This is a genomic window from Enterococcus sp. R12 (assembly GCF_058135755.1).
In genome coordinates, this window is sequence record NZ_CM176874.1 from 2,234,447 (window position 1) to 2,260,035 (window position 25,589).

At 42.6% G+C, this 25,589-nt stretch carries 20 protein-coding genes and 1 riboswitch; of the genes, 9 read left to right on the forward strand and 11 right to left on the reverse strand.

Annotated elements, in window-relative coordinates:
* Position 1: 1 nt before the first annotated feature.
* Positions 2-670, reverse strand: coding sequence for a GTP diphosphokinase (gene yjbM, locus ACTW1R_RS10340; protein ID WP_005229708.1), 669 nt, complete (start codon positions 668-670; stop codon positions 2-4).
* A gap of 195 nt (positions 671-865) precedes the next feature.
* Here yjbM and ACTW1R_RS10345 point away from each other — a divergent pair, with 195 nt between their 5' ends.
* Both ACTW1R_RS10345 and ACTW1R_RS10350 read left to right on the forward strand, forming a co-directional pair.
* Positions 866-1,441 (forward strand): CYTH domain-containing protein, encoded by a 576-nt coding sequence (locus tag ACTW1R_RS10345; RefSeq protein ID WP_142964753.1) that lies wholly within the window; start codon positions 866-868, stop codon positions 1,439-1,441.
* A gap of 108 nt (positions 1,442-1,549) precedes the next feature.
* Positions 1,550-2,206: a ClpXP adapter SpxH family protein gene (locus ACTW1R_RS10350; RefSeq protein ID WP_271814507.1), complete on the forward strand. Its 657-nt coding sequence runs from the start codon at positions 1,550-1,552 to the stop codon at positions 2,204-2,206.
* A gap of 130 nt (positions 2,207-2,336) precedes the next feature.
* Here the strand turns inward: ACTW1R_RS10350 and pepF are convergent, their stop codons facing one another.
* From pepF to ACTW1R_RS10375, 5 genes are all read right to left on the reverse strand, one after another.
* Positions 2,337-4,154 carry an oligoendopeptidase F gene (gene pepF, locus ACTW1R_RS10355; protein ID WP_074932951.1) on the reverse strand — a complete coding sequence of 606 codons (1,818 nt, stop codon included), beginning with the start codon at positions 4,152-4,154 and terminating at the stop codon, positions 2,337-2,339.
* A 68-nt stretch (positions 4,155-4,222) separates the two neighbouring features.
* Entirely contained in the window at positions 4,223-5,212 is a 990-nt protein-coding gene (locus ACTW1R_RS10360) for a competence protein CoiA (protein WP_074932954.1), read from the reverse strand.
* Positions 5,213-5,312: 100 nt separating this feature from the next.
* On the reverse strand, positions 5,313-5,963 hold the full coding sequence (locus ACTW1R_RS10365; protein ID WP_005229698.1) for an adaptor protein MecA: 651 nt from the start codon (positions 5,961-5,963) through the stop codon (positions 5,313-5,315).
* A 152-nt stretch (positions 5,964-6,115) separates the two neighbouring features.
* Positions 6,116-6,514 carry a transcriptional regulator SpxA gene (gene spxA, locus ACTW1R_RS10370; protein ID WP_003127030.1) on the reverse strand — a complete coding sequence of 133 codons (399 nt, stop codon included), beginning with the start codon at positions 6,512-6,514 and terminating at the stop codon, positions 6,116-6,118.
* A gap of 709 nt (positions 6,515-7,223) precedes the next feature.
* Entirely contained in the window at positions 7,224-8,960 is a 1,737-nt protein-coding gene (locus ACTW1R_RS10375) for an ABC transporter ATP-binding protein (protein WP_271814509.1), read from the reverse strand.
* Between the two features lie 244 nt (positions 8,961-9,204).
* On the opposite strand from ACTW1R_RS10375, the gene ACTW1R_RS10380 reads away from it, so the two are divergent.
* Positions 9,205-9,939 (forward strand): HAD family hydrolase, encoded by a 735-nt coding sequence (locus tag ACTW1R_RS10380; RefSeq protein ID WP_034858406.1) that lies wholly within the window; start codon positions 9,205-9,207, stop codon positions 9,937-9,939.
* Between the two features lie 47 nt (positions 9,940-9,986).
* On the opposite strand, the gene ACTW1R_RS10385 is transcribed toward ACTW1R_RS10380, so the two are convergent.
* The 3 genes from ACTW1R_RS10385 to ACTW1R_RS10395 are packed head-to-tail and all read right to left on the reverse strand — an operon-like array spanning position 9,987 to position 17,420.
* Entirely contained in the window at positions 9,987-13,151 is a 3,165-nt protein-coding gene (locus ACTW1R_RS10385) for a DEAD/DEAH box helicase (protein WP_121261001.1), read from the reverse strand.
* 16 nt (positions 13,152-13,167) lie between these two features.
* Positions 13,168-16,296, reverse strand: coding sequence for an AAA family ATPase (locus ACTW1R_RS10390; RefSeq protein ID WP_142964749.1), 3,129 nt, complete (start codon positions 16,294-16,296; stop codon positions 13,168-13,170).
* A 2-nt stretch (positions 16,297-16,298) separates the two neighbouring features.
* The gene (locus ACTW1R_RS10395) at positions 16,299-17,420 is read right to left on the reverse strand and encodes an exonuclease SbcCD subunit D (protein ID WP_271814513.1); all 1,122 of its coding nucleotides are present in this window, start codon (positions 17,418-17,420) and stop codon (positions 16,299-16,301) included.
* Between the two features lie 254 nt (positions 17,421-17,674).
* Here ACTW1R_RS10395 and anmK point away from each other — a divergent pair, with 254 nt between their 5' ends.
* The 3 genes from anmK (at position 17,675) to ACTW1R_RS10410 (ending at position 21,361) form a co-directional block, all read left to right on the forward strand.
* Positions 17,675-18,835: an anhydro-N-acetylmuramic acid kinase AnmK gene (gene anmK, locus ACTW1R_RS10400; protein ID WP_034858404.1), complete on the forward strand. Its 1,161-nt coding sequence runs from the start codon at positions 17,675-17,677 to the stop codon at positions 18,833-18,835.
* A gap of 21 nt (positions 18,836-18,856) precedes the next feature.
* Entirely contained in the window at positions 18,857-20,152 is a 1,296-nt protein-coding gene (locus ACTW1R_RS10405; protein ID WP_016610823.1) for a PTS sugar transporter subunit IIC, read from the forward strand.
* Between the two features lie 117 nt (positions 20,153-20,269).
* Positions 20,270-21,361, forward strand: a complete 1,092-nt coding sequence (locus tag ACTW1R_RS10410; RefSeq protein WP_128432188.1) for a DUF871 domain-containing protein — start codon at positions 20,270-20,272, stop codon at positions 21,359-21,361.
* 53 nt (positions 21,362-21,414) lie between these two features.
* Here ACTW1R_RS10410 and ACTW1R_RS10415 read toward each other — a convergent pair whose 3' ends face one another.
* Positions 21,415-22,050 (reverse strand): lysophospholipid acyltransferase family protein, encoded by a 636-nt coding sequence (locus ACTW1R_RS10415; protein WP_005229679.1) that lies wholly within the window; start codon positions 22,048-22,050, stop codon positions 21,415-21,417.
* A 137-nt stretch (positions 22,051-22,187) separates the two neighbouring features.
* Here ACTW1R_RS10415 and ACTW1R_RS10420 point away from each other — a divergent pair, with 137 nt between their 5' ends.
* The gene (locus tag ACTW1R_RS10420; protein ID WP_142964748.1) at positions 22,188-22,922 is read left to right on the forward strand and encodes a tRNA1(Val) (adenine(37)-N6)-methyltransferase; all 735 of its coding nucleotides are present in this window, start codon (positions 22,188-22,190) and stop codon (positions 22,920-22,922) included.
* On the forward strand, positions 22,912-23,190 hold the full coding sequence (locus tag ACTW1R_RS10425) for a GIY-YIG nuclease family protein (RefSeq protein ID WP_016610819.1): 279 nt from the start codon (positions 22,912-22,914) through the stop codon (positions 23,188-23,190). The genes ACTW1R_RS10420 and ACTW1R_RS10425 overlap by 11 nt, the downstream gene beginning before the upstream one ends.
* A gap of 85 nt (positions 23,191-23,275) precedes the next feature.
* Here the strand turns inward: ACTW1R_RS10425 and ACTW1R_RS10430 are convergent, their stop codons facing one another.
* Positions 23,276-23,968 carry a hypothetical protein gene (locus tag ACTW1R_RS10430; RefSeq protein ID WP_074932970.1) on the reverse strand — a complete coding sequence of 231 codons (693 nt, stop codon included), beginning with the start codon at positions 23,966-23,968 and terminating at the stop codon, positions 23,276-23,278.
* Between the two features lie 231 nt (positions 23,969-24,199).
* Positions 24,200-24,272, forward strand: a riboswitch (Fluoride riboswitch).
* A gap of 91 nt (positions 24,273-24,363) precedes the next feature.
* Here ACTW1R_RS10430 and ACTW1R_RS10435 point away from each other — a divergent pair.
* Entirely contained in the window at positions 24,364-25,575 is a 1,212-nt protein-coding gene (locus ACTW1R_RS10435) for a chloride channel protein (protein WP_271814516.1), read from the forward strand.
* The last annotated feature ends 14 nt before the right edge of the window (positions 25,576-25,589 follow it).

Sequence of the window (25,589 nt, forward strand, 5' to 3'; positions counted from 1 at the left end):
TTCATTCCGTTTCCCCCTTTGGCAACGGGTTCTGATCATGTCCGCCTCGCTTGCCTTTCCCATGTGAAAATAACCGTTGTGCCTCTTGGATCTCTTCACGGATATTGGACATTTCTTCATCTAGCTGATAGGCGGCTTCTGCCGACCGACGCAGTCGTTCACTGATTTCTGCGGGAAATTCCCCTTGGTATTTGTAGTTTAGTGAATGTTCGATCGTTGCCCAAAAATTCATCGCTAGTGTCCGAATTTGAATCTCAGCTAGAATAATTTTTTCCCCGTCGATCAGTTGAACGGGATATTCGATCACTAGATGATACGAACGGTAGCCACTGGCTTTTTTATTGGTGATATAGTCCCGTTCAATGATCACTTTCATGTCTTTGCGTGTTCGTAAGAGTTCAACGACTTGGTGAATGTCTTCCACAAATTGACACATGATTCGCAAGCCAGCGATATCAGACATCTCTTCTTCAAGCCGATCCAAAGCAATCCCACGTAATTTACTTTTCGTTAAAATGCTATCCACTGGCTTGACCCGCCCAGTGACAAATTCAATGGGAACATGCTTGTTTTGTTCCCGATATTGTTTTCGTATGCCTCTTAATTTTACTTTTAATTCTGAAACCGCCTGTTCATAAGGCGCTAAGAATTCTTCCCAATCACGAATCATTCTTCTCCCTCGATTCTGTTCATAACATACCTCTTATTCTACCATACTCTTGGAATAAAACTGAATGAACAGAAGAGCAGAAACAAAAGATTTTTTGTCTCTCCCCAACGTCTCAGCTTTTCTTTGTTTGGTTTCTTTGACGGAATAGCTGAAACAGCGTACACTATGGTTGCAATAGAAAGAGAGTGAGAAACGATGGGCGAACAAGTAGAGATCGAATACAAGACGATGTTGACGGAAAAAGAATACCACCAGCTGCTTGCTTATTACAATTTGTCAGAAGAAGCATTTAAGATACAAACCAATTACTATTTTGATACGGCAGATCATAAGCTGCGGGATAAGCAATTTGGCTTGCGTATTCGCACGACTGCTACCAATGCGGAATTAACGCTAAAAACCCCCATTGAGCACGGGTTATTAGAGACGACTGATCCTTTAACGAAAACGTCCGCAGCTTCATTGATTGCTTCAGAAAAAATTCTACCTACGGGTATCGTTGCTCAGCGCCTAAGAGCGGCAGGTATCGATCCTGACACGTTACGTATGATCGCAGCATTAAAAACGAAACGGGCGGAATTTCCGATTGAAGAAGGATTGCTCGCGTTAGATGAAAGCTGGTATGGTCAACAGCATGATTATGAGTTGGAGTTAGAAGTCAACGAGCCGATTAAAGGGAAAGATGCCTTTCACTCCTTGTTACGTTTCTTTGGCGTTCCTTATCGACCAGCGAAAAACAAGATCATCCGAGCCGTTGAAGAAAAATCATAGTAAGCTGTCCTTTTGCTTACTTTTTTCGCGTTTTTTTGCTATATTTAATAAAACATACTTATTTTGTTTTTCAAGGTACAAAAGAATCTTAATTGGGGAGAGATTCAAATGATCGAACTGTTTTTATTTATTAATCCGATTGGGCCTATTTGTTATGATATCGAAAAAGAGATTCTCAATAAATTAAACACCAGCCGCAAAAAAATCCATTTGCAGATTCTACCTTTCGTTAACTTGTTTTCCGTAGGTGTCTCAATGGACTATTTGTCCATGAATAAGGCGGATTTGGTCTTGCGAAATGAACAGACCAACCAAATCTATGCTGCATCACTGGACTATAAGGCAGCTCAGTTGCAAGGAAAAAAAATTGCGCGGGATTTCTTGTTGAAACTGCAACAACGGATAGGGATCGAAAGACAAGAATATAGCGATGCCTTAGTGAAAGAATTATTTTCTGAAACGAATGGTGATTTAGAGATGTTCCTAGAAGATCGATCCTCTGAGCTAGTGAAAAAGAACTTTGCCACCGATCAGCGTGTAGCCAAAGATATGGGCATCACGATCACACCCTCTGCTGTGGTGTATGATTTTTCAAGTGAAGAAGAATATGGGGTCCTTTTAGAAGGATCAGAGGAACTGAGAAGTCTTCCGCTCGTCTGTGGTACAGCAACAGAACTCGATACATTTTTGCAAAAAGCTCAGTCTTTGAAAGCACCAAAACTTTCCACTATTCATGAAATTGATAGCGGGTTGATTCTTTTATGAAACCCTATTCAATAGCGACGCTGCGCAGCGAGCCAAACGATGATCTTGTATTTGGCTCGCTGCGCAGCGTTTTTTATTGTGGACAAACAAAAAAACAAACCAATCCTTCACGGATTGGTTCGCTTTTCAATTATGCTTCAATTTCTTTGACGAGTTCTTCCAATTCATTCAAGCGTTGCTCAAATACTTTCATCGCGTCTTCAATATAATCTGCTTTTGTCATATCGACGCCCGCTTTTTTCATGACTTCGATTGGATAATCACTGCGTCCAGCTTTCAAATAGTTCAAATAGTTGGTTAAGGCATCTGGTTCACCTGCTAAGATTTTCTTCGCTAAAGCAGAAGCTGCCGAAAATCCGGTTGAATACTGGTAAACATAGTAATTGTAATAGAAATGCGGAATGCGTGACCACTCAAGACGAATCTCAGGATCTTTTTCAACAGAAGGTCCGTAGTATTTTGCATTTAACTCGGCATAGTTCTCGCTTAAGAACTCACTGGTCAACGGTGTTCCTTTCGCATCTTCCACGTGCATGAAGTGTTCAAACTCGGCAAATTGCGTTTGACGGAAAATCGTTCCCTTGAAGCCATCGAGAAAATGATTCAAGATATAAGCTTTGACCCGTGGATCTGTTTCAGTCTGCAGCATATACTCTGTCAAAATATTTTCATTGGTGGTTGAAGCGATTTCCGCTAAAAAGATCGAATAATCCCCATAGGCATAAGGCTGGTTATTACGTGTAAAGTAACTATGCACACTGTGTCCCATTTCATGAACAAGAGTAAAGAGTTGATCCAATCGATCATTCCAGTTCATCAGGATATATGGCAGCGTGTCATAGGCACCAGAAGAATACGCGCCACTGCGTTTGCCTTTGTTTTCAACGACATCGATCCACCGATTGCTGAAGGCTTCTTCAACCACCGCAAGGTATTCTTCACCTAATGGTTTTAACGCTTCTTTCGCTTTTTCGACCGCTTCTTCATAGGTATATCGAATGGGTGCTTCCCCTAAAATCGGCGTATAAACATCATACATATGCAACGTATCGACAGCCAACAGGCGTTTTCTTAATGCCATATAACGATGCAACAATGGCAGGTGCTGATTGACGACATCCACTAATGTATCGTAGACACTTTCAGGAATGTGGTTAGCACTCAAAGCGGCTTGCCGTGCCGAATCAAATTTGCGGGCTTTTGCTTTAAAGTTATGGGCTTTGATATTGGTGCTTAATGTTTGGGCAAAGGTATTGCGGAATTGCTCATAGACACCATAAAGCCCTTTAAAGGCTGCTTCACGGACAGACCGATCCGTGCTTTCCATCAACTCACCGTATACACCATGAGATAACTGCACTTTTTCCCCGTTTTCGTCTTCAACTACTGGAAAATCCAAATCAGCATTGTTTAAAACAGAAAAAATGTTGCCAGGTGCCCCAAAAATTTCGCCAGCACCAGCTAATAACGCTTCTTGCTCCGCTGGCAAGACATGTGGACGCTCGTTGATGGTTTTTTCGATCATATGACGATAAACAGCTAGTTTCGGCTCTTGATCGAAATAGCCCCAAATCGTTTCATCAGACATTGTCAATAGCTCAGGATCAAACCAAGCAACGGCTTCACTTACTTGCGCAACCAAGTTACTTGCTTTTGCATACAAGCCTTGATACGTCGTATTGGCAGTATCTTGATCGTTTTTCAAATGACTGTATACATAGAGTTTCTCTAAACGACGAGAAAGCGCTAAAACAAATTCTAATGCGGATAAGAAGGCTTGCGGCCCATCGGCTAAAGTGCCTTGGTAACGACTTGCTTCTTTGACTTGTGCTTGGATCTCTTGAAATTCTATGTCAAAAGCCGCATCATCGGCATAGATTTTCGTTAAGTCCCACGTTTTTTCGACTGGAATCGATTCACGTGCTGGTAATTGTTTTGTTTCTGACATTCCCTTCACTCCTTGTTCATTGGTTAAAAATATCTTATCATACTTTTCAGTGAAACCAAATCATTGGCTTAAAAAGAAACCGAATTTTCTAAATATTGGCATTCTTGAAAGAGTCCGCGCAAAATTTCCCGTTGATCCAGTAACGGGAATTGCCATTGCCAATCCAGCTGCCGCAGCCGTGCTACCCATTGATCAAAACGAAGTGGACAGTCACTTAAATAAAGAAAGCGAAAAACCAATATTCGATGCTCAAATAAAATGCCAAAGCTGCTTTTACAATAGCACCACATAGGCAGCTGGGAGACATTGCCTTTTAACGGATACAATATTTCTTGGATCACACGGATTTTTGGCAGGTTCTTTCGCAGTTTTTGTATCAACCATACCTGATAGTCTGCAGCAAGCCACTCAGAAGGACGGTGATGGTTTGATCTTTGTCCTTTGCACAAAGGGCGAAGAGTTTCTTTATGGTAAGGCGCCCCTTTTCGAGCATCGCTTTGTTGACTGCTGACTCCTTCTTGATAGTGCCAGTTGATTTGTTCTAACTTCATTAAGGATTGATTTTGCGTATCAATCAGCCACAAACAAAAACCAGTTGCCTGATAACTACAGCAGGCTTTTGCCAAAAGTGACCATTGGCGTTTCGGATGCAATTTCTCCCCTAAGATCCACCATGGTCGATAGCCGTTTGCTAAATACGTGCTGGTTCTTTCAAGAAATCGTGAAAACTTGAGGGAAGAACACTGTACTTCAATGGCGATATTCTTATAACAAAGGTCAGGACGCTGTTGGAGTTTAGGCAAAAAGGCTTCGATCTCAATCCCTGTATCTTGAAACCATTCAAACAATAGTTGTTTGGCTTCCAAGTGTTCCTTCGTCTCCCCTTCGCTGTAAGTCTGACAATCAGCAGTTGCTTGATGGGCAAAGTGGGGCTGTCGTTTGGTTCCTTGCCGCAAAGTCACTTCTTGGTGACACCCTGGGCAATAAAAAGGACCTGATGCTTTCTTTCTCCCTTTCGCTGCAATGACTTCTTTTCTTTGGTTCAATGCTTTCAGCATCTAACTCACCTCAATAAAAGATACGCCATTTTCATCAAACACAATTGAAAAAGCCAAGAACATTAGCAACATGTTCTTGGCTGGAAATGAATTTCATTCATTAATCATTCTTGAAGTAGAAACGAGTCAATTCAAGTGCATCGTTTTCCATGATCAACTGACCATATTCAGATAAAACCTCTGGCGTCACTGATGTCCGTTGGGCAAATTCCATCAAATAAGAAAGTGCATTTTCCACTTCAATATCAGTAACCTCTGCATCCATGAATCGAATTTCAATATAATAATGGTTACCCATTTGGTAAAGATTGGTTGCAACGGAATCCAAATATACTTCGGATGCCAATTGAATCATATCTTCGAATCGCAACAACTCGAATACAAAACGATTGCCGATGTCTTCTGCTTGCTCCGACTCTTGTAATTGAGCCGCCACATGCTTTTTCAACATGTCGGTAATGTCTTCATTCGCTTCATCGTTCATCTCATCAAAATTTTCCATTCCTTCTGGTGGAAGATTTTTGCTAATAAACAATTCTAACCCATCGCCTTTAGGCAAGACTTGGAAAGTTACAGCTTCACTGCCCTTAAATTCTTCGTCAATATCAACTTCTTCAAGAATACTGTAAAAGAAGTTTTCAATTTCATTGTGATTTCCTAGAAGGTCAAGAAAAGTGATGCCTCTCGCAGCTAAGTCTTCACTTTTGATCAATACACGAATGGTGTTCTCATTGATATGTTCCATTTCCATATTAGCTACACCTCACTTTTGCTACTCACTATAGGTTCATTGTATCGAAACCTGATAAAAAGTAAAGAGAAAACGAATATCCTCTTAAGAAAAACGTAAAAACTCAAAAAAAGACTCACTTTCAAAGAGAAAGCGAGTCGATGAAGTCAAATTTATAATCCTGCCATTAATTGCGCTTGTCTTAGTTCCAGTTGGCGAACATCCCTAGGTAAGAACCGACGAATTTCATCTTCGTTGAACCCAACTTGCAATCGTTTTTCATCAATCATGATCGGACGACGCAATAATCCTGGGTTTTCTTGAACAAGTGTCAATAAATCTTTTAGGGGCAGGTCATCTAGATCCATATTCAACTTTTGGAATACTTTGGATCTGGTGGAAATAATTTCTTCTGTGCCATCTTCTGTCATTTGAAGAATTGCCTTAAGCTCAGAAATATTTAACGGTTCTGAAAAAATATTTCTTTCAACAAAAGGGATTTCGTGCTCTTGTAACCACGCACGAGCTTTGCGACAAGATGTGCAACTTGGGGAAGTGTATAGTGTCAACAACGTGCATCTCTCCTTTTTAATTTTCAATCAAGCAAGTCCTGTTCCCTCGCTTGATTTCAATTATACAGGTTTAACTAAAAAAAATCTAGTCTAAATCTCATATTTTTTAATAAAACTCGAAAGTTATATTAAAAGCGAAACCTTTAAGGCAAAAGGTTTCCTTCAAAATGTTTATTTTTAAATGAGAAAACTCAAATTTTTTTTTAATATTACTTCTTTTATACAACAGTGTGTCAAAGGTGTATCAAAAAGATGTCAGAATATTAAAATATTCTTTTAAGAGAAGGCAACGTTTTTTAATTTCTCTTCGACAATTACAGATGTAATCAAAAACTGAGAGAAAAACCAAGGCAGTCGCTCAATCGTTTTCAAAAGAATTTTTTCACGATCCTTCCTTTGCCGAGAAACGATCGCGCTACAAGGAAAATGAATGTTATTTTTTTGTGCGAGTAATCGCAACCACTCTCTTTCTTCTTGGTTTTATTGTATCACATTCCTTTTTAATCAGAAAACCATAGAAGCATTTCTGTCATAATCTGCTATAAAACAGCTGCAGAAATGAACATCTGCTTATAAATGAAAAGGGTTTCTCACAAAAAACTCAGTAAAAAACGATCAATCCAAGAAGCCAGCCAATTTGTTGCTTGGTCACTGACAAAGCATAATAGACTGTACTATTCTTGAACTGATCGTTTACCATGTCTTTCTTCTAAGCGAGTGTTGGTTCTCGGTCACGAGCAAATTGAGCATCATGCAATGCACGATAATGCCCTTTTCTCGCCATCAACTCTTCATGGGTTCCTTCTTCTAAGATCCCCTTCTCACTAACGACAATGATTCGTGTTGCATGTTTGATCGTTGCGAGGCGATGGGCAATGATCAAGGTTGTACGCCCATCTGCCAAAGAATTCAATGATTCTTGGATCACTTGTTCCGTTTCGGTATCTAACGCTGAAGTTGCTTCATCTAAAATCAGAATCGGCGGATTTTTCAAGAACATCCGAGCAATCGCTACTCGCTGCTTTTGGCCACCGGATAATTTGACGCCTCGTTCACCGATGACCGTATCCAAGCCATCCGTCATTTGATCAATGACTTTTTCTAAGTGTGCCAATTTGACTGCCTTTAAAATCTCCTCTTCTGTTGCATCAAGTTTGCCATAAGCAATATTTTCTCGAATCGTTCCTGGGAAAAGAAAAACATCTTGCTGCACCGTACCAATCTGCTGACGTAAAGATGCCAAGGTCATCTCCTGAATATTGATGCCATCAATCGTAATGGCGCCTTCCGTGACTTCATAAAACCGCGGCAACAAGTTGCATAACGTTGTTTTCCCTGAACCACTTTGTCCAACGAAGGCGATCGTCTCACCCGCTTTGATCGACAAGTCGATGTGATTCAAGACTTTCGTCGCATCCGCATAGGAAAAAGAAACATCATGGTAGACGATGTCTCCCTTTAAGGAAGTTACTGCCCGTGCCCCTGGCTTGTCTTTGATCGTCGGTTCTTTATCCAACTCTTCGGTCAAGCGTTTGAAGCCAGCGATTCCTTTCGGATAGCTTTCGATCATCGTATTAACCTTCTCAATTGGTCTAACAAAGACATTTGACAATAAAATAAACCCTACGAACTGACCGTTCGTCAGTTCACCTCGAATCACGTAGTAGGCACCAAAGATCAGAGCAAACAAGTTGATCAACCGAATCAAGAAATAATTGTACGCTGAACTGATTGCCATTACCTTATAAAAAAGGATCTTAGACTGCCGATAAATCTCACTTAACCCGTCAAAGCGTTTATGTTCAAACGTTTCATTGGCAAATGATTGTGTCACTCGAATGCCACTGACAGATGCTTCCACTCCGGCGTTGAACTCACCGAGATTATCATAGATCTGTGTGTTGACTTTGGTCATTTTCTTATTGAAAAAAACCAAGGCGATCGTGATCAAGGGAATCAACGCAAATGTTGCCACAGCTAATTGAACATGCATATTTAACATCAATAGGAATGAACCGACCAAAGTCATGATGGTAATAAAAACATCTTCTGGCCCATGGTGAGCGACTTCAGAAATCTCAAAGAGATCCGTAGTCAAACGACTGATCAGCTTGCCAGTCTTTTGATTATCATAATATTCAAAAGATTGCGTTTGCAGATGTCGAAATAACTCTTGACGCATATCAGTTTCAATATTGACCCCAAGTTTATGACCATAAAAAACCACGATATATTGCAACACAGTATTGATCACATAAAACAAGAACAAGCCTAAGCAAGCCAACAGTATTAGGCGAAAGTTGTTCTGGGGCATGATCTTATCGATTACTTGGTTGACGGCAACTGGAAAGGCTAGTTCCAATAAACCAGCAAATATCGCACAAGTAAAGTCGAGTATAAATAGTGACCGATACGGTCGATAATAACGAAAAAACCTTTTTAACACATTTCCCCCTCCTCAATAGCTATCATTATAAGCAACTCTCAGTAGAAATGCAAAATGAGAAACATGTGAAAATGGGTAAAATTCACTATAATTTTGAAAACCTATAAAGACGCGGATTTCTAAAAACAGTAAATAAAACCTTTATTTTAAAGGGATTTCCCTCTTTTTTTTACAGGAATAATGGCTTATGATTGATTCGAAAACAAACTGAAAATTTTCACTAACTCTGAAAGGCGTGTCTTTTTTGATCACTAGTATTCTTTTTGATGTCGATGATACCTTATATGACCAGCAACAACCATTTCGCAATGCCGTAACCTCCTGTTTCCCACAAATAGCCCACAAAGATTTAACTGCTCTTTACTTACGGTTTCGGGTGCACAGTGACGAGCAGTTTGGACGGGTATTGGCAAATGAATGGACGCTAGATCATTTTCGCTATTTTCGACTGACGCATTCATTAACGGATTTAGGGTACTTACCTATTACAATGGAAGAAAGCTGTAAATTTCAGCTGTGTTATGAACAAGAACTAGATGCCATCACGCTGCATCCTGAAGTTGAGTCAACTTTGAACTATTTGTCCACATTGCCAGTCAAACTAGGAATTATTACCAATGGTCCCACTGACCACCAGCAAAAAAAATTGGATCAGTTGCAATTGACTCGATGGATCAAACCAGAGCATATGATCATTTCACAAGCAACTGGTTATCAAAAGCCGCAACTTGAAATCTTTCAATTGGCAGAAACCGCCTTTGCTCTTGATCCGGAAACCACACTGTACGTTGGTGATAATTTTGATAATGACGTGGTTGGCTGTAAGAAAGCCGGTTGGCAAGCTTTGTGGTTCAATCATCGTCTCCGTCAAGCGCCTAGTGGATTGGAAGACTTACCAGATGCATCGATCACTGCTTTTTCACAGCTGCAAGACAGTATTGACAGACTGATGCAAGTGCCTGCATACATGTATAACTAAAAAAAGATGGACCTTCGCTCCTGCGGCAGGTCCATCTTTTTGATTGGCTAACTTTCTTCGCCGATACTCAATATCAAGCGAATATCTTCTTCTGTCATTTGTTGAAGCTGTGTTTCATTGCCTTGGATCACTTTTTGGAAAAGCTCACGTTTTTCTTGTTGCAACGCATCCATTCGTTCTTCAATGGTTCCTTCAGCAATCATTCGCCAGACTTCGACAACATTTTTTTGACCGATCCGATGGGCTCGTCCAGCGGCTTGCTCTTCCACCGCCGGGTTCCACCACAAATCGTATAAGATCACGGTGTCTGCGCCGGTCAGATTCAGTCCTGTTCCTCCTGCTTTTAACGAGATCAAGAAGACGTCCTTTTCTCCACTATTGAAGGCATCGACCATCGTCAAACGATCTTGCGGCGGTGTGCTACCTCGCAAGTAAAAGGACTCAAACCCTTCTTGTGCTAGCTCTTCTTCAATGATCGAAAGCATGCTAGTAAACTGAGAAAATAGCAGCACACGACGCCCATTTTCTTTGGCTGCTAAGAGTAAATCTTTGACCTGTTCAAGTTTCCCAGAAGACCCTTCATAATCCTCCACGAATAATCGTGGGTCACAACAGATTTGCCGCAGTCGAGTCAAACCAGCTAAGATACTGATTCGATTTTTACGAAAAGACGTAGAATCCATTTGCGCGATTTCTTCCCGCATTTGCCGCAAGTACGCCAAATAGATTTTCTTTTGTTCTTCTGTTAAAACACTGTAATAATTTGTTTCCAATTTTTGCGGCAAATCATGCAGCACGGATTTTTTGTCTCTTCGCAAAATAAAGGGTTTGATCATTTTCGCAATTTCTTGTGTAGACAGTTCTTTAAATTTCTGCTTGTTCGGGAAAAAGCCTGGCATGATCATTTGGAACAAGGACCACAATTCTTCTAAATTGTTCTCGATCGGTGTGCCGCTGAGGGCGAACCGCTGTGGAACTTCCAAGGAGCGCAAGGCCTGTGCCGTTTTGGTCGCACTGTTTTTGACCATTTGCGCTTCATCTAAAATCAAACAAGTCAGATCTAGTGCTTGATAGGCATCAATGTCTTGCCGCAAGCTTGCATAAGAAGTGATGCGGACGTCCGCTGGCTGCGCCATCTGCCCTTCGCGCTCTTCTTTCGTTCCGCTGATGACAGACGCGGAAATCGTTGGCGCAAACCGTTTGATTTCTTGTTGCCAGTTGAATGTTAGACTCGCCGGTGCCACGATCAATGCATTCAATTTTTGTTTCTCTTGTTTTTCTGAAAGTAAGTAGCTGATCGTCTGAACGGTCTTCCCTAACCCCATTTCATCGGCAAGGATACCGCCAAATTGATAGTGGCTCAACATTTTTAACCAACGGAAGCCAACTTCTTGGTATTGCCGCAACTCAGCATGCAAGTTTTCTGGCAGCTGCGCCTCAAAGTTTTCTGGATGGATCAAGTCTTCCGTCATTTGCTGAAAACCGGCACTAAAGCTGGCTTGATCAGCAAACTGCTCTTGCAGGAGCAGCCCTTGATTCAAAGGAACTTGGATCGCCCCATCCTTCGCTTCTAGTGAAAGACGCAATTTTTTCAGGGCAGCACTTGCTTCTTGAAACTCTTCCGATTCCAATGAAAGGACTTGCCCATTTTCAGTGGTATAAAATTGTGCAGACTGTAACAGGCTGCGCAAGACCTCATTTATCTCTGACTCTTGAATGCCGCTGACATCAAACTTGATATCCAACCAAGAACCATTTTCTTCGATAACGATTTCTGGTCGATGGTGTTGGGCGTCAAGGTAAAGTTCCCGCAGCTTCTTGCCGATACGGACTTCACCTAATTGCCTTAAAACAGGGATCTCCCTTGTAAAAAAGGTATAAAGTTGTTCCCCTGCAGGTAAGCTTTTTTGCCAATTTTTAGTGCTCGCTTGATAGCCAAAGGTTTCAATAATCGCTTCAATTCGTGCTTCTTGTTGAAAATCACGTAAAATCTCGGGATGATTTTCTGGCATATAGTGATGTTTTTCATCACTTGAAAAAACGACTTCTCCATAAGTGAAGTCTACTTGTAAATCGACTTGTCCTTTGATTTTCCGTAACGAAAAGACGGCTTTCAATTCAGACTCTTCGATTTCATTTTGAACTTCAGGTGCTACTTGGACACGCCCGATTTTTCGCAAATAAGGCAATACTTTCATAAAAAGATTCGCTAATTCTTCTTTCGGATAGTCGATGACTGGCTGTTCAAATCGTTTAAACAACTGTTGCATCGTGACATAGATTTCCTTTTGTTCGACAGTCAGTTCATAAAAGGTTCCATCCAGCAGACCCCAATTATAATAGCTAAGTAAATGGTCAAAATCTTTCACGAATTCCAGAGGAAAATGATCCTCCTGTTTTGTGACTGAAAACGACAAAGGTTCACCGATTTGAAAATCGGCTTCATTGACTTTTGTTTCACCAATGGTTATTTGTGTATAGACTTCGTTTAACTGTAACAACAATTCTTTGCCGAACTCAACGGGTAGCAGCAAATACTTTTTGTCAAGTTTACCACTGATCTGAATGCCTGCTTGCCCGATTAACTGTTGCGTTTGCGCGATTCCTGCCAATCGATTCAACAAGGCTCGATTTTTCTCATCAAAGGCATCCGCAGATAGAAAGAAGGTCTGCTGCTTATTCGCTGCGTACTGCTTGTTTTCTTGGTACATCTGCAAAAATTTATAAATGTTTTTAACGACATAGGTCCGTGCGGTGCCACGATGGCCGACTTTGAGGGAAATCCCTAAGATATCCATTTCTTGATGGTAAGGATTGGTGGCGATGGTATCTATCCGAAATTCAACCTGTAAGGGTTGGCTCGTTTCTTTTTCGCTCCCTAAGCGGGCAAAGCCGTTGGAAAACATCTCTGAAGCAGAAAAGGCTTTTTTGATGGGGGTTTGCTCATTGATTTTTCGTGTTTTCCCTTGTTTGCGTAGATAAAGTTCGACTGCCACCGTGTGTTTGCAATAATGATGCTCTTCCCAGTACGGACATTGGCAATAATCTACCTCTTTGGCTGTAGCATCTAAGGTCACTAAATACAATTCTGTCCCCAATACTTCTGCGTGCCACACATTTTTTTCTTTGTCTGGTGTGACAGATAAGACGCGATCTTCGTTGACATACGTTCTGCCACGCTCAATTACTTTTTCTGGAATACTCCACTTCATAAGAGTCCTCCTCTCCTTATTCTTTTATTCGGATCCGGCTTTGCCCGCTGCCGTTAGTTTCTACGAAAACTTGCTGCAGGATTCTTGCCCGCAGTTCTCGAACATGACTGATGATCCCAATCATGCGCCCTTCATTTTCGATCATTTCTAATGCTTCCATCGCCATTTCCAATGATTCTTCATCAAGCGATCCAAAGCCCTCATCAATAAAGAGGGCTTCGATCTCGATCCCACCAGCTCGTTGCTGGATCACATCCGCCAAAGAGATCGCCAACGCTAAGGCAGCAATAAAGCTTTCGCCGCCTGAAAGTGTATGAGCTCTTCTGACTTGTCCCGCATTATCGTCATATATGTCAATTTCTAAGCCTGTAGAGCTTCGATAGCTCCCGACTTTATCCGCTAATTCAAATTGATAGCGGCCACGAGTCAACCGAGCCAAGCGTTCATTGGCGACTTCTAAGATCTCTGTCAGAAATTGCTGCAGTACATACCGTTCCAAGCTGGTTTTTTTGACGTTTTCGCCATTGATGGTTTCTGCCAACTGCTGAAGTTGGCCTAATTGGGCCAGTTCTTCGACATTTTGCTGATAAATGACCTGCAGCTCGTCAAACAACCGTTGATTGCCGTTGACTTTCTCCTGTTTGCGAACTGTTTCTTGCTGTAGTTCCTCCATCACGGTCTGCAACTGAAGGTAGTCAGCTTCCAATTGGTTTAAATCGATCGCAGCTTGCTCTTTTAACTGTGCATCTAACAATGCTAGCCGTTGCTGAACAAACACCATTTCTTGCTCATAGGTTTTGATTTCTTCTGAGAGAACGGTTGTTTGAGCGGCTTGGGCAATCAATTCCCGCATCGTTTCCTCCGTCATACCAGCTTCTTGGAGTCGCTGCGTCAGTCGTTGTTCTGCTTTTGTCTTAGCCGCTTGCTTTTCTTCAAAAAATTGCTGCAGATTTTTCAGTTTCTCTGAAAGAATCGCTTGCTGTTCGTTTAGCTGCGCTTCTTGTCGGGCATCAGCCTCAATTTGTTGCGTATATTCCCTCAGTAAACCATTGGTTTTTGCTAAATCGGCTTGTAATTGTTCATACGTTGCGCCTGCAAGTTGTTCCTGTAAAGAAGCCAATTTCCCCTCCGCAAGCTGGCGCGCTTCTTGGGCTTTTTTCGCTTGCTCACTGACTTGCTGATAGGACTCATTTAACGTTGCTAATTTCTCATTTACTGCCTGATGTTTCTTCTGTGCGTCTTCATAAGATGCGGCTTTTTGTTGATTGAAAGATTGCCGTTTCTTTAATTCCGCTACCGTCGTTTCCTCGGTAATCGCCTCTTGGTGTTCTAACGGCTGCAAGGTAGCAAATGCCTGTTGAACTGTAGTCCAAGCGAATGCCACTTGCTTCTGCGCAGCAACACTGGTGGCTTGCCATTCGCTGATTCGCAATGTGGCTTGCTCCTGCAGCGTTTGATTTGCCGATACTTGCTGCTGGATCTTCGTCAATTTTTCTTGTGTTTGCTCCAGTCTTTGTTCACTGGCAATGATGTCTTCGATGCGATAGGTCGTGTGCTCCTGTGTATTCGGATGATCCAAGGATCCGCAAACCGGACAGGGTTCATTTTCTTCCAGCAAAAGACAAAGCCGAGCAATTTGCATTCGAGCATTTTGACTGGTTTCTTGTTTTAACGTTTTTTGCAGCTCCAGCAAGGATGCTGCTAATTGCTGTTGTTCAAGAACCAACTCCGAATGAATTTGTTGCTGTTCCCCTGCTTTTTGCTCGGCTTCACGAAACTGCGCTTTTGCTTGCTGCCATTTTTCTACCAGAGCCTGCGTTTCTACCAATTTCACCGCTTCTGTTTGAAACCCTCGCAATGTTTCGATTTCTTCTGTCAGATGCTGCGCTTGCGCTTTGGCACTTGCTTGCGCTTGGTTTATCTTCGTTAATTCGGTGGTCTGTTGTTGTGCGGCTTTTTCAAGTTGCGCCACTTCTTCTTGCTGCGCTTGTGTGCGCTGTGCTAGCGGGATCTGCTGCTGGATTCTTTGAACTTTTTGACTAGCAGCTTCCTGTTTTTTCTTGATGCCGTCAATCAACGCTCGTTGGTCTTGCCAGCTTACTTGTTGCTGCTGAATTTCTTGCAGCTGCTGCTTTGTTTCGTTGATTTGCTGAGCAGCTTGCTGTGCTTCTTTCACTCGTTCTTCTTTTTGCTGCATGATTTCTTGATGTTCAAGCGCCCACACCAACTGGTTCAACTGTGCTTTTTTCTGAGCGATCTCGTTTTTTTTAGCATGCAGCTCTCGGGCTTTTTCTTGTAGACCTTGCCATTCGATCCGTGCATTTTCAATTTCTTTTGCACGGTAAAAAGCGTCTTGCGCAGCTTTCATTTCTTGGATCGCTTGGTCTTTTTTGTGCAATAACTGCTGAAGCTGCGCCTGTTGTTTTTCTAAATCCTGCGCCCACAAAGTCAGACCTTCCGCAACCGTTAAAACCTCCTGCGCTTCTTCCCATTCAAAGCGCTCCATGATTTGCGAGGCGAGCAGCTGCTGATGCTCAAGCTTTTTACTTTGTGCTTTGACTTGCTCTTTCAACCATTCATTAAATTGTTGATACATTTCCGTGCCAAATAAATTCCGTAAAACGCGTTCTTTCTCATTGCTGCTGGCAATCAAAAAATTACGAAATTCTCCTTGCGGCAACATCATGATTTGAAAAAACTGTTTGGCATCCAGCTGCAGCAGATCCTTGATAAATGCATCAACTTCTGTGCGTTTACTGATCTGCTTTTTCTCTTTGCCTTCGGCGTCAAAAATCGTCAGCTGGACTTTTGCCGTTTGGTTGGTGACCCCGTCACCACGTTTTTTTGCTAAGGTCTGTTCCGGTTTCCGTTGGATCTGGTAGGTAAAACGCTGATGTTCAAAAGTAAAGGTGACGCTGGTCTCTTCGGTTGGTGAAGCAAACATCGAGCGCATTTCTTTGCCTGAGCGCAGATTCCCCGATGTTTCACCGAACAAGGCAAACGTCATGCCATCGAAAATCGTCGTTTTTCCTGCACCCGTTTTGCCGCTGATCAAAAACAAACCGCCAGCTTGCAGCTGACTAAAATCCAATTTTTCATCAATGAATGGACCAAAATTTTTCATTTGTAAAGACTTCGGTTGCATGACTATTCCCTCTTTTCCACGACAAATGCTTCATTTAATCCTTGTTCGATCCACTTGGTTTGTGCATCGAGCAATGAATCTCCCGTCATCTCTTGAAAAAAATGACTGATCAAGGCCTGCGGGTCGGTTTCTCGTGTCGTTAGCTGTCTTTTTTTCGTCTGTTCTCGACCATTCAACCGTTCGACAGACAAAATAAATGGATAGATCTTTCGCAACTGATTCATCATATTTGGAATCACAGCACGATCCGTCAGCAGAAAATGCCAAAACGCCTCACGATCCAGCTCACGGTAAAAAACCGGATCGATCAACTCCTCAAAGGAGGTTGTCAGTTGCTGGATATCCCTTTTTGGTATCAGGGGAATAAATTCATTTGTGTTTTTTACAGTATCAACAAGATAGACCCCTTTTTGGTTCGTCCGTTCAGAAAGGGAAAATTTCAGCGGAGAGCCACTGTACCCGATTTTCGGATGTTTCAGGGCGGTATTGGCATGTAAATGCCCCAAAACGACTCGATCAAAAGGTGCAAAAGCTGTGGTCGGCACGCTGTCCAATCCGCCAACTTGAATTTTCGTTTCAGAATCCGTTTGGCTAGCGCCCGCCACAAAAAAATGGGTCACTAACACTTGTTTTTTTGACGAATCAAAGTGCTTGGTCATCTCCTCGATCACTCTTTGGACACTATCTGAAATTTTCGTTAACGGTTCGTCAAAAAATAAGCGCGCCTCGATCGGTTCAAAATAAGGCAGCAAAAAGAATTGTGTATCGTCAAACTCGACCGGTTGTAAACTTTGTTCGATGCTGGTGGACAGATAAAAACGCGTTTGCTGAAACCACTGACTACCAGTTTCTAGCCGCGTTGGGCTATCATGGTTTCCTGAGATAGCCAATAAAGGCAGTTCATTCGTTAGATTGATTTCTGCGATTTTTTCATTCAATAATTTGACCGCATCGACAGCGGGAACGGAACGATCATACAGATCACCTGCAATGACGATGGCAGCGGCTTTTTCTTCTAAAGCGATCGCAATGATTTGATCGATAATTGCTCGCTGGTCCTCCAGCAGATCATAGCCATGTAGTTTTTTTCCGATGTGCCAATCAGCTGTATGTATAAAGCGCATTTCTTCACCTTCTTAAAAAATATCCTTCCAACCATTATACCACTTTCCCTGATCGTTAGACATCTCTCTGCCAGCGAAATTTCACTTACCACCCATTTTTGATAAAAAGAGCGAACACCTGACATCATTATGTTGAAATGTTTTTTCAATTATAAATTTATATCTTGACATATAATTACACTTCATTTACAATGAGTGTGAAATCGAATTCAACAATCGCTTTCATCACTATTCTAAAAGAAAGGAGAAACGCTATGCTTGCAATAGGACTAATGTCAGGAACCAGTTTGGATGGGATCGACGCTGCTTTAGTAAAAATCAATGGCTGCGGCACCGAAACAGACGTACAGCTGATGGAAATGGTCACACTACCCATTGGTGAAGAATTGAAGGAACGAATAAAAACTGCTTGTGATCCGGTGGAATCAAATGTTCCCCTCATCTGCCAATTAAATACTGAATTAGGGTATCAATTTTTGAAAGCGTGTCAAATCCTCTGCCAAAAAGCTGGTATTGAAGAAAAAAGCATTGATTTTGTTGCCAGCCACGGACAAACGATCTGGCACTCCCCCGATTCTGATCCAGCGAAAAACAGCACCTTGCAAATTGGCGAACCTTCGATTATCGCTTATGGCTTACAAACGAAAGTCGTCGCCGATTTTCGAGTGATGGATATGGCTGCTGGCGGTCAAGGCGCCCCTCTTGTTCCTTATACAGATTATCTGCTCTATCAATCAGACAGCAAAAATCGTTTGCTGCAAAACATTGGCGGCATCGGCAATGTTACTGTACTACCAAAAAGTGGCAGCTTAAACGAGCTGTATGCCTTTGATACAGGTCCAGGAAACATGGTCATCGATGAATTAATGGTTCAGTTATTCGGCCAGCCTTATGATGCGTTTGGTGAAACAGCCCGTGCGGGAGCAATTATACCCACCTTGCAAAAGGAATTAAGAACTCATTTTTATTTGTCCCAGCAACCGCCGAAAAGCACCGGGCGTGAGCTTTTTGGAAAACATTTTGTTCAGCAGTTATTGACCAAGTATCCCGAAGCAGCACCTGAAGACTTGGTGAGGACTTTAACCGATTTCACCGCTTTTTCCATCGCTGACAGTTACCAACGGTTCATTTTTCCTCAGTTGGGAACAAACGATCTGGAAGTGATTCTCTCGGGCGGCGGTGCCCACAATCATCTACTGATTGAACTGATCAAAGGCTATTTACCAGAATCAGTAGCCGTTGGAACACAAGATGACATTGGCGGTTCCAACGATGCCAAAGAAGCGGTGGCTTTTGCCATCTTAGGAAATGAAACCCTTCACAGCCGTGTCAATAATGCCCCTGCAGCAACCGGGGCAGCCCAAGGCGTGATTTTAGGGAAAATCATTCCGAATCCATGGGAAGCAAAAATGTAAAAGACCTTAGGAGGATAAACCATGTTAGATAAATTCACTCAATTCATCGAGCGCCATTTGGCAGGACCGATGGAAAAACTTGGCAGCCAGCGTCACTTGCGGGCGGTTCGTGACGGGATCGTTTCAACCTTGCCATTGATCATCGTCAGTTCGTTCTTTATGATTTTAGCCTTTCCACCGCTGCCTCAAAGTTGGGGCATCTATCAATTCTTGTCTAGCAATGCCACAACGATCTTATTGCCTTATCGAATGACGATGTACATTATGAGCTTGTATGCGGCATTCGGGATCGGATACAGTCTTTCTCGCTCTTATAAGCTTGATGGTCTTTCTGGCGGGATCCTAGCTACGACCGCCTTCTTACTGACCTTCACCCCTGTCAATATCCCAGCAGAAGCCTTGGATGCTGCTGGAACGGTCGGCTTTGTCTTGCCAATGGCCAATTTAGGGAGTGCTGGTATGTTCGTGGCGATCATCACCTCGATTCTTGCCGTTGAAATCTATCGGTTAACGGACAAATCGAAATTTAAAATCACGATGCCAGAACAAGTCCCCCCTGCAGTCGCTCGCTCTTTCGAAGCCTTGACCCCTACCTTAGTCATTATTTTAGGAATGGGTGCGATCACTTACTATATCGGCTTTGACTGGCACACGATCGTGGCAAAAGTCGTCGATCCTTTAGTCAGTGCCGCAGACACCTTGCCAAGTGTGCTTTTGATCACCTTCTTGACGACCTTCTTCTGGTCATTCGGGATCCATGGTGCTTCTATCGTTGGTTCACTGGCTCGTCCATTATGGTTGCAGTTATTGGAAGGAAATACGACTGCGCTTGCTTCAGGAGATATGATTCCCAATATCGCAGCCGAACCATTTTATCAATGGTTCATCTGGATCGGTGGGGCTGGTTCAACGATTGGTTTGGCTATCTTGTTAGCGTTTCGCACCAAATCGGAATTCGGTTCAAAGCTAGGAAAAACAGCCTTGATCCCAGCTATTTTCAACATCAACGAACCACTGATTTTCGGTACACCGATCGTTTTGAACCCAATCTTGATCCCACCTTTCATCATTGCACCACTGATCAATGGCGTCATTGCGTGGGTCGCTACCTCAGCTGGTTTAGTCAATGCAGTTACGGTCAATGCCCCTTGGACATTGCCTGGACCAATTGGCGCTTTCTTAGCGACTGGCGGCGATTGGCGTGCGATCGTGCTGAATGTTCTTTTGATTCTTTTATCGATCCTGATCTATTACCCATTCGTAAAAATCTATGACAAAAACGAATTGGAAAAAGAAAATCAACCAGTCGTACAATAATGTGTAAATAACGGTCGTACGAAGCACCCACCAAGACAAACAGAAGAAGCCTTCCTCAGCAGCTTTTTCCAATGCCAAGAGGTGCTTCGTGCGGTTTTTTAGAAAGAAGGAAAACCATTGAAACGAGAAATTGGCCTTTCGATTTACCCCGACCATAGCGATCCTTTACTGGATCAAGACTATTTAAAAAAAGCTGCTGCCCTTGGTTACTCTCGCTTATTTATGAGTATGCTAGAAGTCAGTGAAGGCAAAGAGATCGTCAGAAAAAAATTCTCTTCGATTATCGGCTTTGCCAAGAACCTTGGCTTTGAAACGATATTAGATATTTCGCCTGCTGTTTTTAGTGATCTGGCGATCTCTTATGACGATCTTAGCTTCTTTGCAGAATTAGGTGCGGACGGTATCCGCTTGGATCAAGGGTTTGATGGCAATAAAGAAGCCCAGCTGACCTTTAATCCATTTGGCTTGGCGATTGAATTGAACATGAGTAATGATGTGAACTATTTAGAAAATATCCTTTCTTATCAAGCCAATGAACCTTTTTTATATGGCTGCCACAATTTTTACCCCCAACGAGGCACAGGCTTAACGGATACTTTTTTCCGCAGCTGCAGCCAACGTTTTAAAAAATACGGGTTGAAAACAGCCGCCTTCATCACTAGTCAATCAGCCAAAATTGGCCCTTGGGAAGTCAATGATGGCTTACCGACCTTAGAATCTTGTCGAGATTTACCATTGGCGCTGCAAGGGAAGCTGCTTTTTGCTTCTGGGTTGATCGATACCGTGATTATCGGCAATGCTTACGCGTCGGATGCAGAGCTGAAAGCTCTGGCGGCGATCAATCGTTACAAGCTGACCTTTGGCGTTTTCGTAGACGCAGAGGCCAGCGAAATCGAACGGAGGATATTAGCCGAAACCAATCATTTTCGTCGTGGTGACAGTAATGCGTTAGTCGCTCGTTCCACACAGTCACGGGTGAAGTACCGTCCCATCGAAAACCTCCCTCATACAAACCAAGAACCTTTTGCCTATGGGGACATCGTTATCGGCAATGATACCTTTGGCCAATACAAAAACGAATTGCAGATCGTTTTGACCCCTCACCAAGACACGCGAAAAAACAAAGTCGGCGCCATTTCAAATGACGAGCTGCCTTTGTTGGAATATTTAAAACCGTGGACCAAATTTGCTTTCGAATTATTGGATTAACTCATTAGAAAAAAGCCGCTGATCACAAAAGGATCAGCGGCTTTTCTTAGGTATTAATCTTCTCTTTTGGACTCATCGATTTGATAAACAAATGACGGATCAATTGCTTGATCCAGTGTGTCAAATGCACCCTGGATGCGCCGTTCGACTTCCGCCAAGCCCTCTTTGTCCATCTTTTTGATGTCACTGATGTCAATGGGCTCCCCAAAGCGGACGGTTACTCGCTTGCGTTTAAAAAGATCTTTTAACGTCAGCGGTCCTTGATAAACAGAGGGAACGATCTTGACCTTAGCCATTTTTGCGATCAACGCCATGCCGCCTTTTAAAGCCGTTGCGTGTCTCGTACCACTTGGAAACATGATCAAGCTAAGATCCGTTTCCTTTAAAATTTTGACTGGCGTCTTTACCGCGCTCGGTCCCGGTTTGTCTCGTTTGACTGGAAAAGCATTGGCATGGATCAAAATGAACCGTAAAATCGGGTTTTTGAACAGCTCTTCTTTCGCCATAAAACTAAATTTCTTTGGTCGAGCAGCCACTGCTAGGTACAATGGATCCCACCAGGTTCGGTGAGGAGCCACTAAAATGTAGTTTTCATTTTTAGGTAAAACCTCTTTGTTTTGATAACGAGCATTGCCGTTGATCAAAAATAATACTACGCGAACCACACCGCGCATAAAGCGAAAAAACATACTCATTTTCCTTTCTATTTCTCTCCTATTCAAGTATGCAAAAAAACGGTTTAAATGACAAGCATTTTTTAGCGTTTCCCATTATTCTTAATCGTAGTATAATACATTGAAATGAATTTAGAACAGGAGTATGCTTCATGTTGCAACCGAACGAACGCATCGACCAATTGTATGCCGATGACATCAAGATCATTCAAAGTTCCGAAGTTTTTTCTTTTTCATTAGATGCTGTGTTATTAGCAAATTACGCTAGAGTGCCAAAAAGAGGCGTAATCGTTGACCTTTGTGCAGGGAATGGCGCAGTTGGTTTATTTATCAGCAAAAAAACGACCGCTCATATTTATCAAATCGAATTGCAGGAACGCTTAGCGGATATGGCGCAGCGCAGTATCGAATTAAACGACTTGCAAGACCAGCTGACGGTCTATCCTATGGACTTGAAGAACCTCTTTCAAAAAATCAAACCTGATTCCGTCGATCTTTTGGTCTGCAATCCCCCTTTTTTTAAAAATGTACCGACGGCAATCAAAAACCCGAACCCCTATTTAGCGATCGCCCGGCATGAGATCACCACAACTTTAGATGAAGTGATCCAAACCGCCAGCAAAGCGTTAAAAATGAACGGACGGTTTGCGATGGTTCATCGCCCAGATCGCTTTCTCGATATTTTGGACCATATGCGCGCCCATCGAATCGCCCCAAAGCGCGTCCGCTTCGTCTATCCGAAAGTAGGCAAAGAGGCTAATATTTTATTGATTGAAGGAATCAAGGATGGTAAGGTGGATGGCTTTAAAATTGATTCCCCCCTCATTACCTATGATGAAACAGGTGCCTATAGTCCCGAAGTGAAGGCGATGCTCTATGGCTGCTGAGAATCATTATTTTTATGTCTTGCGTTGCAATGATCAATCCTTCTACGGTGGTTATACCACTGATTTGAGTCGCCGCTTATTAGAGCACAACAAAGGGATCGGAGCAAAATATACCCGTCCTGCCAGTCGCAGACCATTACAAATGATCCACGCGGAAAGCTTTTCTACTCGCAGTGAAGCCACTCAAGCAGAAGCCGCCTTCAAAAAATTGTCTCGCAAAAAGAAAGAGGCCTACCTGAGCAGCCATAGCGAGAGTAATGTTATCTGACCAAGCATACAAAAAACTACCTGCGCACGGAAGATTCCTGATTGAAGGAGCTTTCTTTCGTGACTTAGGTAGTTTTCTTTTATGGTTATTCATTCCTATTCGGTAACGCCCATTGGGTTTGACTTTTCCCAAATTCTTTCGGGATCACAGAATCAACGGATTGATATTCGAGGGTTTCTTGGGTCTTTGGAATCGTAATTGCCGTTAAATAGTTGTTGGTTTCGGAATAGAAGCCGATTGTTTCAAAGGAAGGATCAGTCAAATGGTATTGAACCCCCTGCAGCTTAGCCGTTGTTGCCTCTTCCACAAATGTCGGTTGATAGCGAGCATAGTAAACCTGGGCGCCCATTTTAAAATATACGGAGTTATGAGCAGATCCAAGAAATTCAATCGCCCGTTCCACTGGTACTGCTTGATAGATCTCTAAAGTTTCAATCGCTTCATTGCTTTGGATGCGCTGATAAACTGCTGTAGTATCAGATTCGTAATATTTATAGCCTAGAAATATTTTTTCGCGGTCTCGGATATTCGGTGTGATCAGCGCATTATACGTTTTGAATTCACCATACACTTGATCTCCAATAAAAAAGCCTAGCAGACACGCAACGACTATGCCGCCAAGCAATAGCGTCACTTTCGGGTTACGGTTTTCTCGATAAAGCAGAACCATCAGGAACCCTAATAATGCGATCAGACCAACCACCATGAGAATTGGTAGGATCACATAGTAAAAACGCTCACTTTGCAGCCATTTTTCGATCGTCATAAATGCAATCATTCTTTCTTCCCCTTCGATTCCTCACTACCTACTGTTTTTCCCTTGGTTAACCAGTAGAAGGATCGTCCTTTCATCCCTTTTCTTGCCAGTGACTCTTCCGACGCTCAATTCACATGTAAATTCTTATGAAATTAATTTTACCACAAGTATGTATAAAAGATAAGTATTAGATGGATTGCTTTTCGCGACCAGCATCCATTGACAAAACGAGGGTTTTATCAGATAATATTGATGCTAATAGGGAATGAATGTCTCCCTCAGTTCTTACTGAAACCGCAATTTTGCTAATGACTTCTACCACTTTTTTTAGTGTGTAGTAGTCATTTTTTATTTTCACTCGTTCGTCATAGTTGCAAGAGCATTATTCCTACATTTTTTAAAGGATCGTGATAGAAATGAAGAAACAAGAAACAACGTATTTTGAACTGACTGCATTAGGTTTGCTCAGTCTGGTGATTGGGGTGCTTGCTGGAGCTGTTGACACTTTCTTTGGCAAAATTTTGCTGTTCTTAAGTGCCTTCCGTGAAAGTCATTTTTTGCCATTGATTCTCTTCTTACCAATTATCGGTATTTGCTTTACTTACCTTTTCCAAAAGTATGGCGATCGGAGTCCTCAAGGAATGAACTTAGTGTTTTTAGTCGGGCAGGAAGAAGAAAAAGATATTCCGCTGCGTTTGATTCCTTTTGTAATGGTGGGAACCTGGCTGACGCATTTATTTGGAGGAAGCGCAGGCAGAGAAGGAGTTGCGGTTCAGTTAGGTGCCACCATCGCCAATCGTTTAGGAAATTGGCTGCGACTAGAAAAGTACGCCAGCACCCTGATCATGATTGGGATGGCTGCGGGATTTGCTGGTTTATTTGAAACCCCCATCGCTGCGACGTTCTTTGCATTGGAAGTGCTTGTCATCGGTAAATTCAGTCATCATGCCCTCTTACCTGCTTTGCTGGCTGCTTTCACTGCTAGTACGACTTCTCAATGGTTAGGTTTAGAAAAATTTAGTCTTATGTTGCCTCAATCCGTCGATTTGACGATACCTGTTTTTCTGAAATTACTTGTGATTGGGTTGATTTTTGGTATGGTTGGCGGCAGCTTTGCGGGCTGTTTAGAAACGATGAAACGCATCATGAAGCGGCGCTTCCCGAATCCACTGTGGCGTATTGGGATTGGCGCATTGGCGTTAGTCTTGCTTTTTGTTCTGTTGTATCAAGGGCGTTATTCAGGCTTAGGAACAAATTTGATCAGCGCGAGTTTCACGAAGCAACCGATCTATTCTTATGATTGGCTGCTTAAGTTGGTGTTGACCGTATTGACCATCAGCATTGGTTTTTTGGGTGGAGAAGTCACCCCTTTGTTTGCGATTGGCTCTTCTTTGGGGGTCGTGTTGGCGCCACTGTTCGGACTGCCTATCGAACTGGTAGCAGCACTAGGCTATGCCAGTGTTTTTGGCAGCGCCACTAGCACCTTACTTACACCGATCTTTATTGGTGGAGAAGTCTTTGGCTTTCAAAATCTACCCTTCTTTGTGATCGTCTGCTCCGTCGCCTACTTTATCAGTAAACCTTATAGTATCTATCCTTTACAAAAAAGATCGGCAAAGGGACAATGAGCCACTTCTGAACA

Coding starts and splice junctions, on each gene's coding strand:
- ACTW1R_RS10345 (WP_142964753.1), top strand. CDS start 866: ATGGGCGAACAAGTAGAGATCGAATACAAGACGATGTTGACGGAAAAA.
- ACTW1R_RS10385 (WP_121261001.1), bottom strand. CDS start 13,151: ATGAAGTGGAGTATTCCAGAAAAAGTAATTGAGCGTGGCAGAACGTAT.
- ACTW1R_RS10360 (WP_074932954.1), bottom strand. CDS start 5,212: ATGCTGAAAGCATTGAACCAAAGAAAAGAAGTCATTGCAGCGAAAGGG.
- ACTW1R_RS10395 (WP_271814513.1), bottom strand. CDS start 17,420: ATGCGCTTTATACATACAGCTGATTGGCACATCGGAAAAAAACTACAT.
- ACTW1R_RS10350 (WP_271814507.1), top strand. CDS start 1,550: ATGATCGAACTGTTTTTATTTATTAATCCGATTGGGCCTATTTGTTAT.
- ACTW1R_RS10425 (WP_016610819.1), top strand. CDS start 22,912: ATGGCTGCTGAGAATCATTATTTTTATGTCTTGCGTTGCAATGATCAA.
- ACTW1R_RS10365 (WP_005229698.1), bottom strand. CDS start 5,963: ATGGAAATGGAACATATCAATGAGAACACCATTCGTGTATTGATCAAA.
- ACTW1R_RS10430 (WP_074932970.1), bottom strand. CDS start 23,968: ATGATTGCATTTATGACGATCGAAAAATGGCTGCAAAGTGAGCGTTTT.
- anmK (WP_034858404.1), top strand. CDS start 17,675: ATGCTTGCAATAGGACTAATGTCAGGAACCAGTTTGGATGGGATCGAC.
- ACTW1R_RS10415 (WP_005229679.1), bottom strand. CDS start 22,050: ATGTTTTTTCGCTTTATGCGCGGTGTGGTTCGCGTAGTATTATTTTTG.
- pepF (WP_074932951.1), bottom strand. CDS start 4,154: ATGTCAGAAACAAAACAATTACCAGCACGTGAATCGATTCCAGTCGAA.
- ACTW1R_RS10420 (WP_142964748.1), top strand. CDS start 22,188: ATGTTGCAACCGAACGAACGCATCGACCAATTGTATGCCGATGACATC.
- yjbM (WP_005229708.1), bottom strand. CDS start 670: ATGATTCGTGATTGGGAAGAATTCTTAGCGCCTTATGAACAGGCGGTT.
- ACTW1R_RS10405 (WP_016610823.1), top strand. CDS start 18,857: ATGTTAGATAAATTCACTCAATTCATCGAGCGCCATTTGGCAGGACCG.
- ACTW1R_RS10390 (WP_142964749.1), bottom strand. CDS start 16,296: ATGCAACCGAAGTCTTTACAAATGAAAAATTTTGGTCCATTCATTGAT.
- ACTW1R_RS10435 (WP_271814516.1), top strand. CDS start 24,364: ATGAAGAAACAAGAAACAACGTATTTTGAACTGACTGCATTAGGTTTG.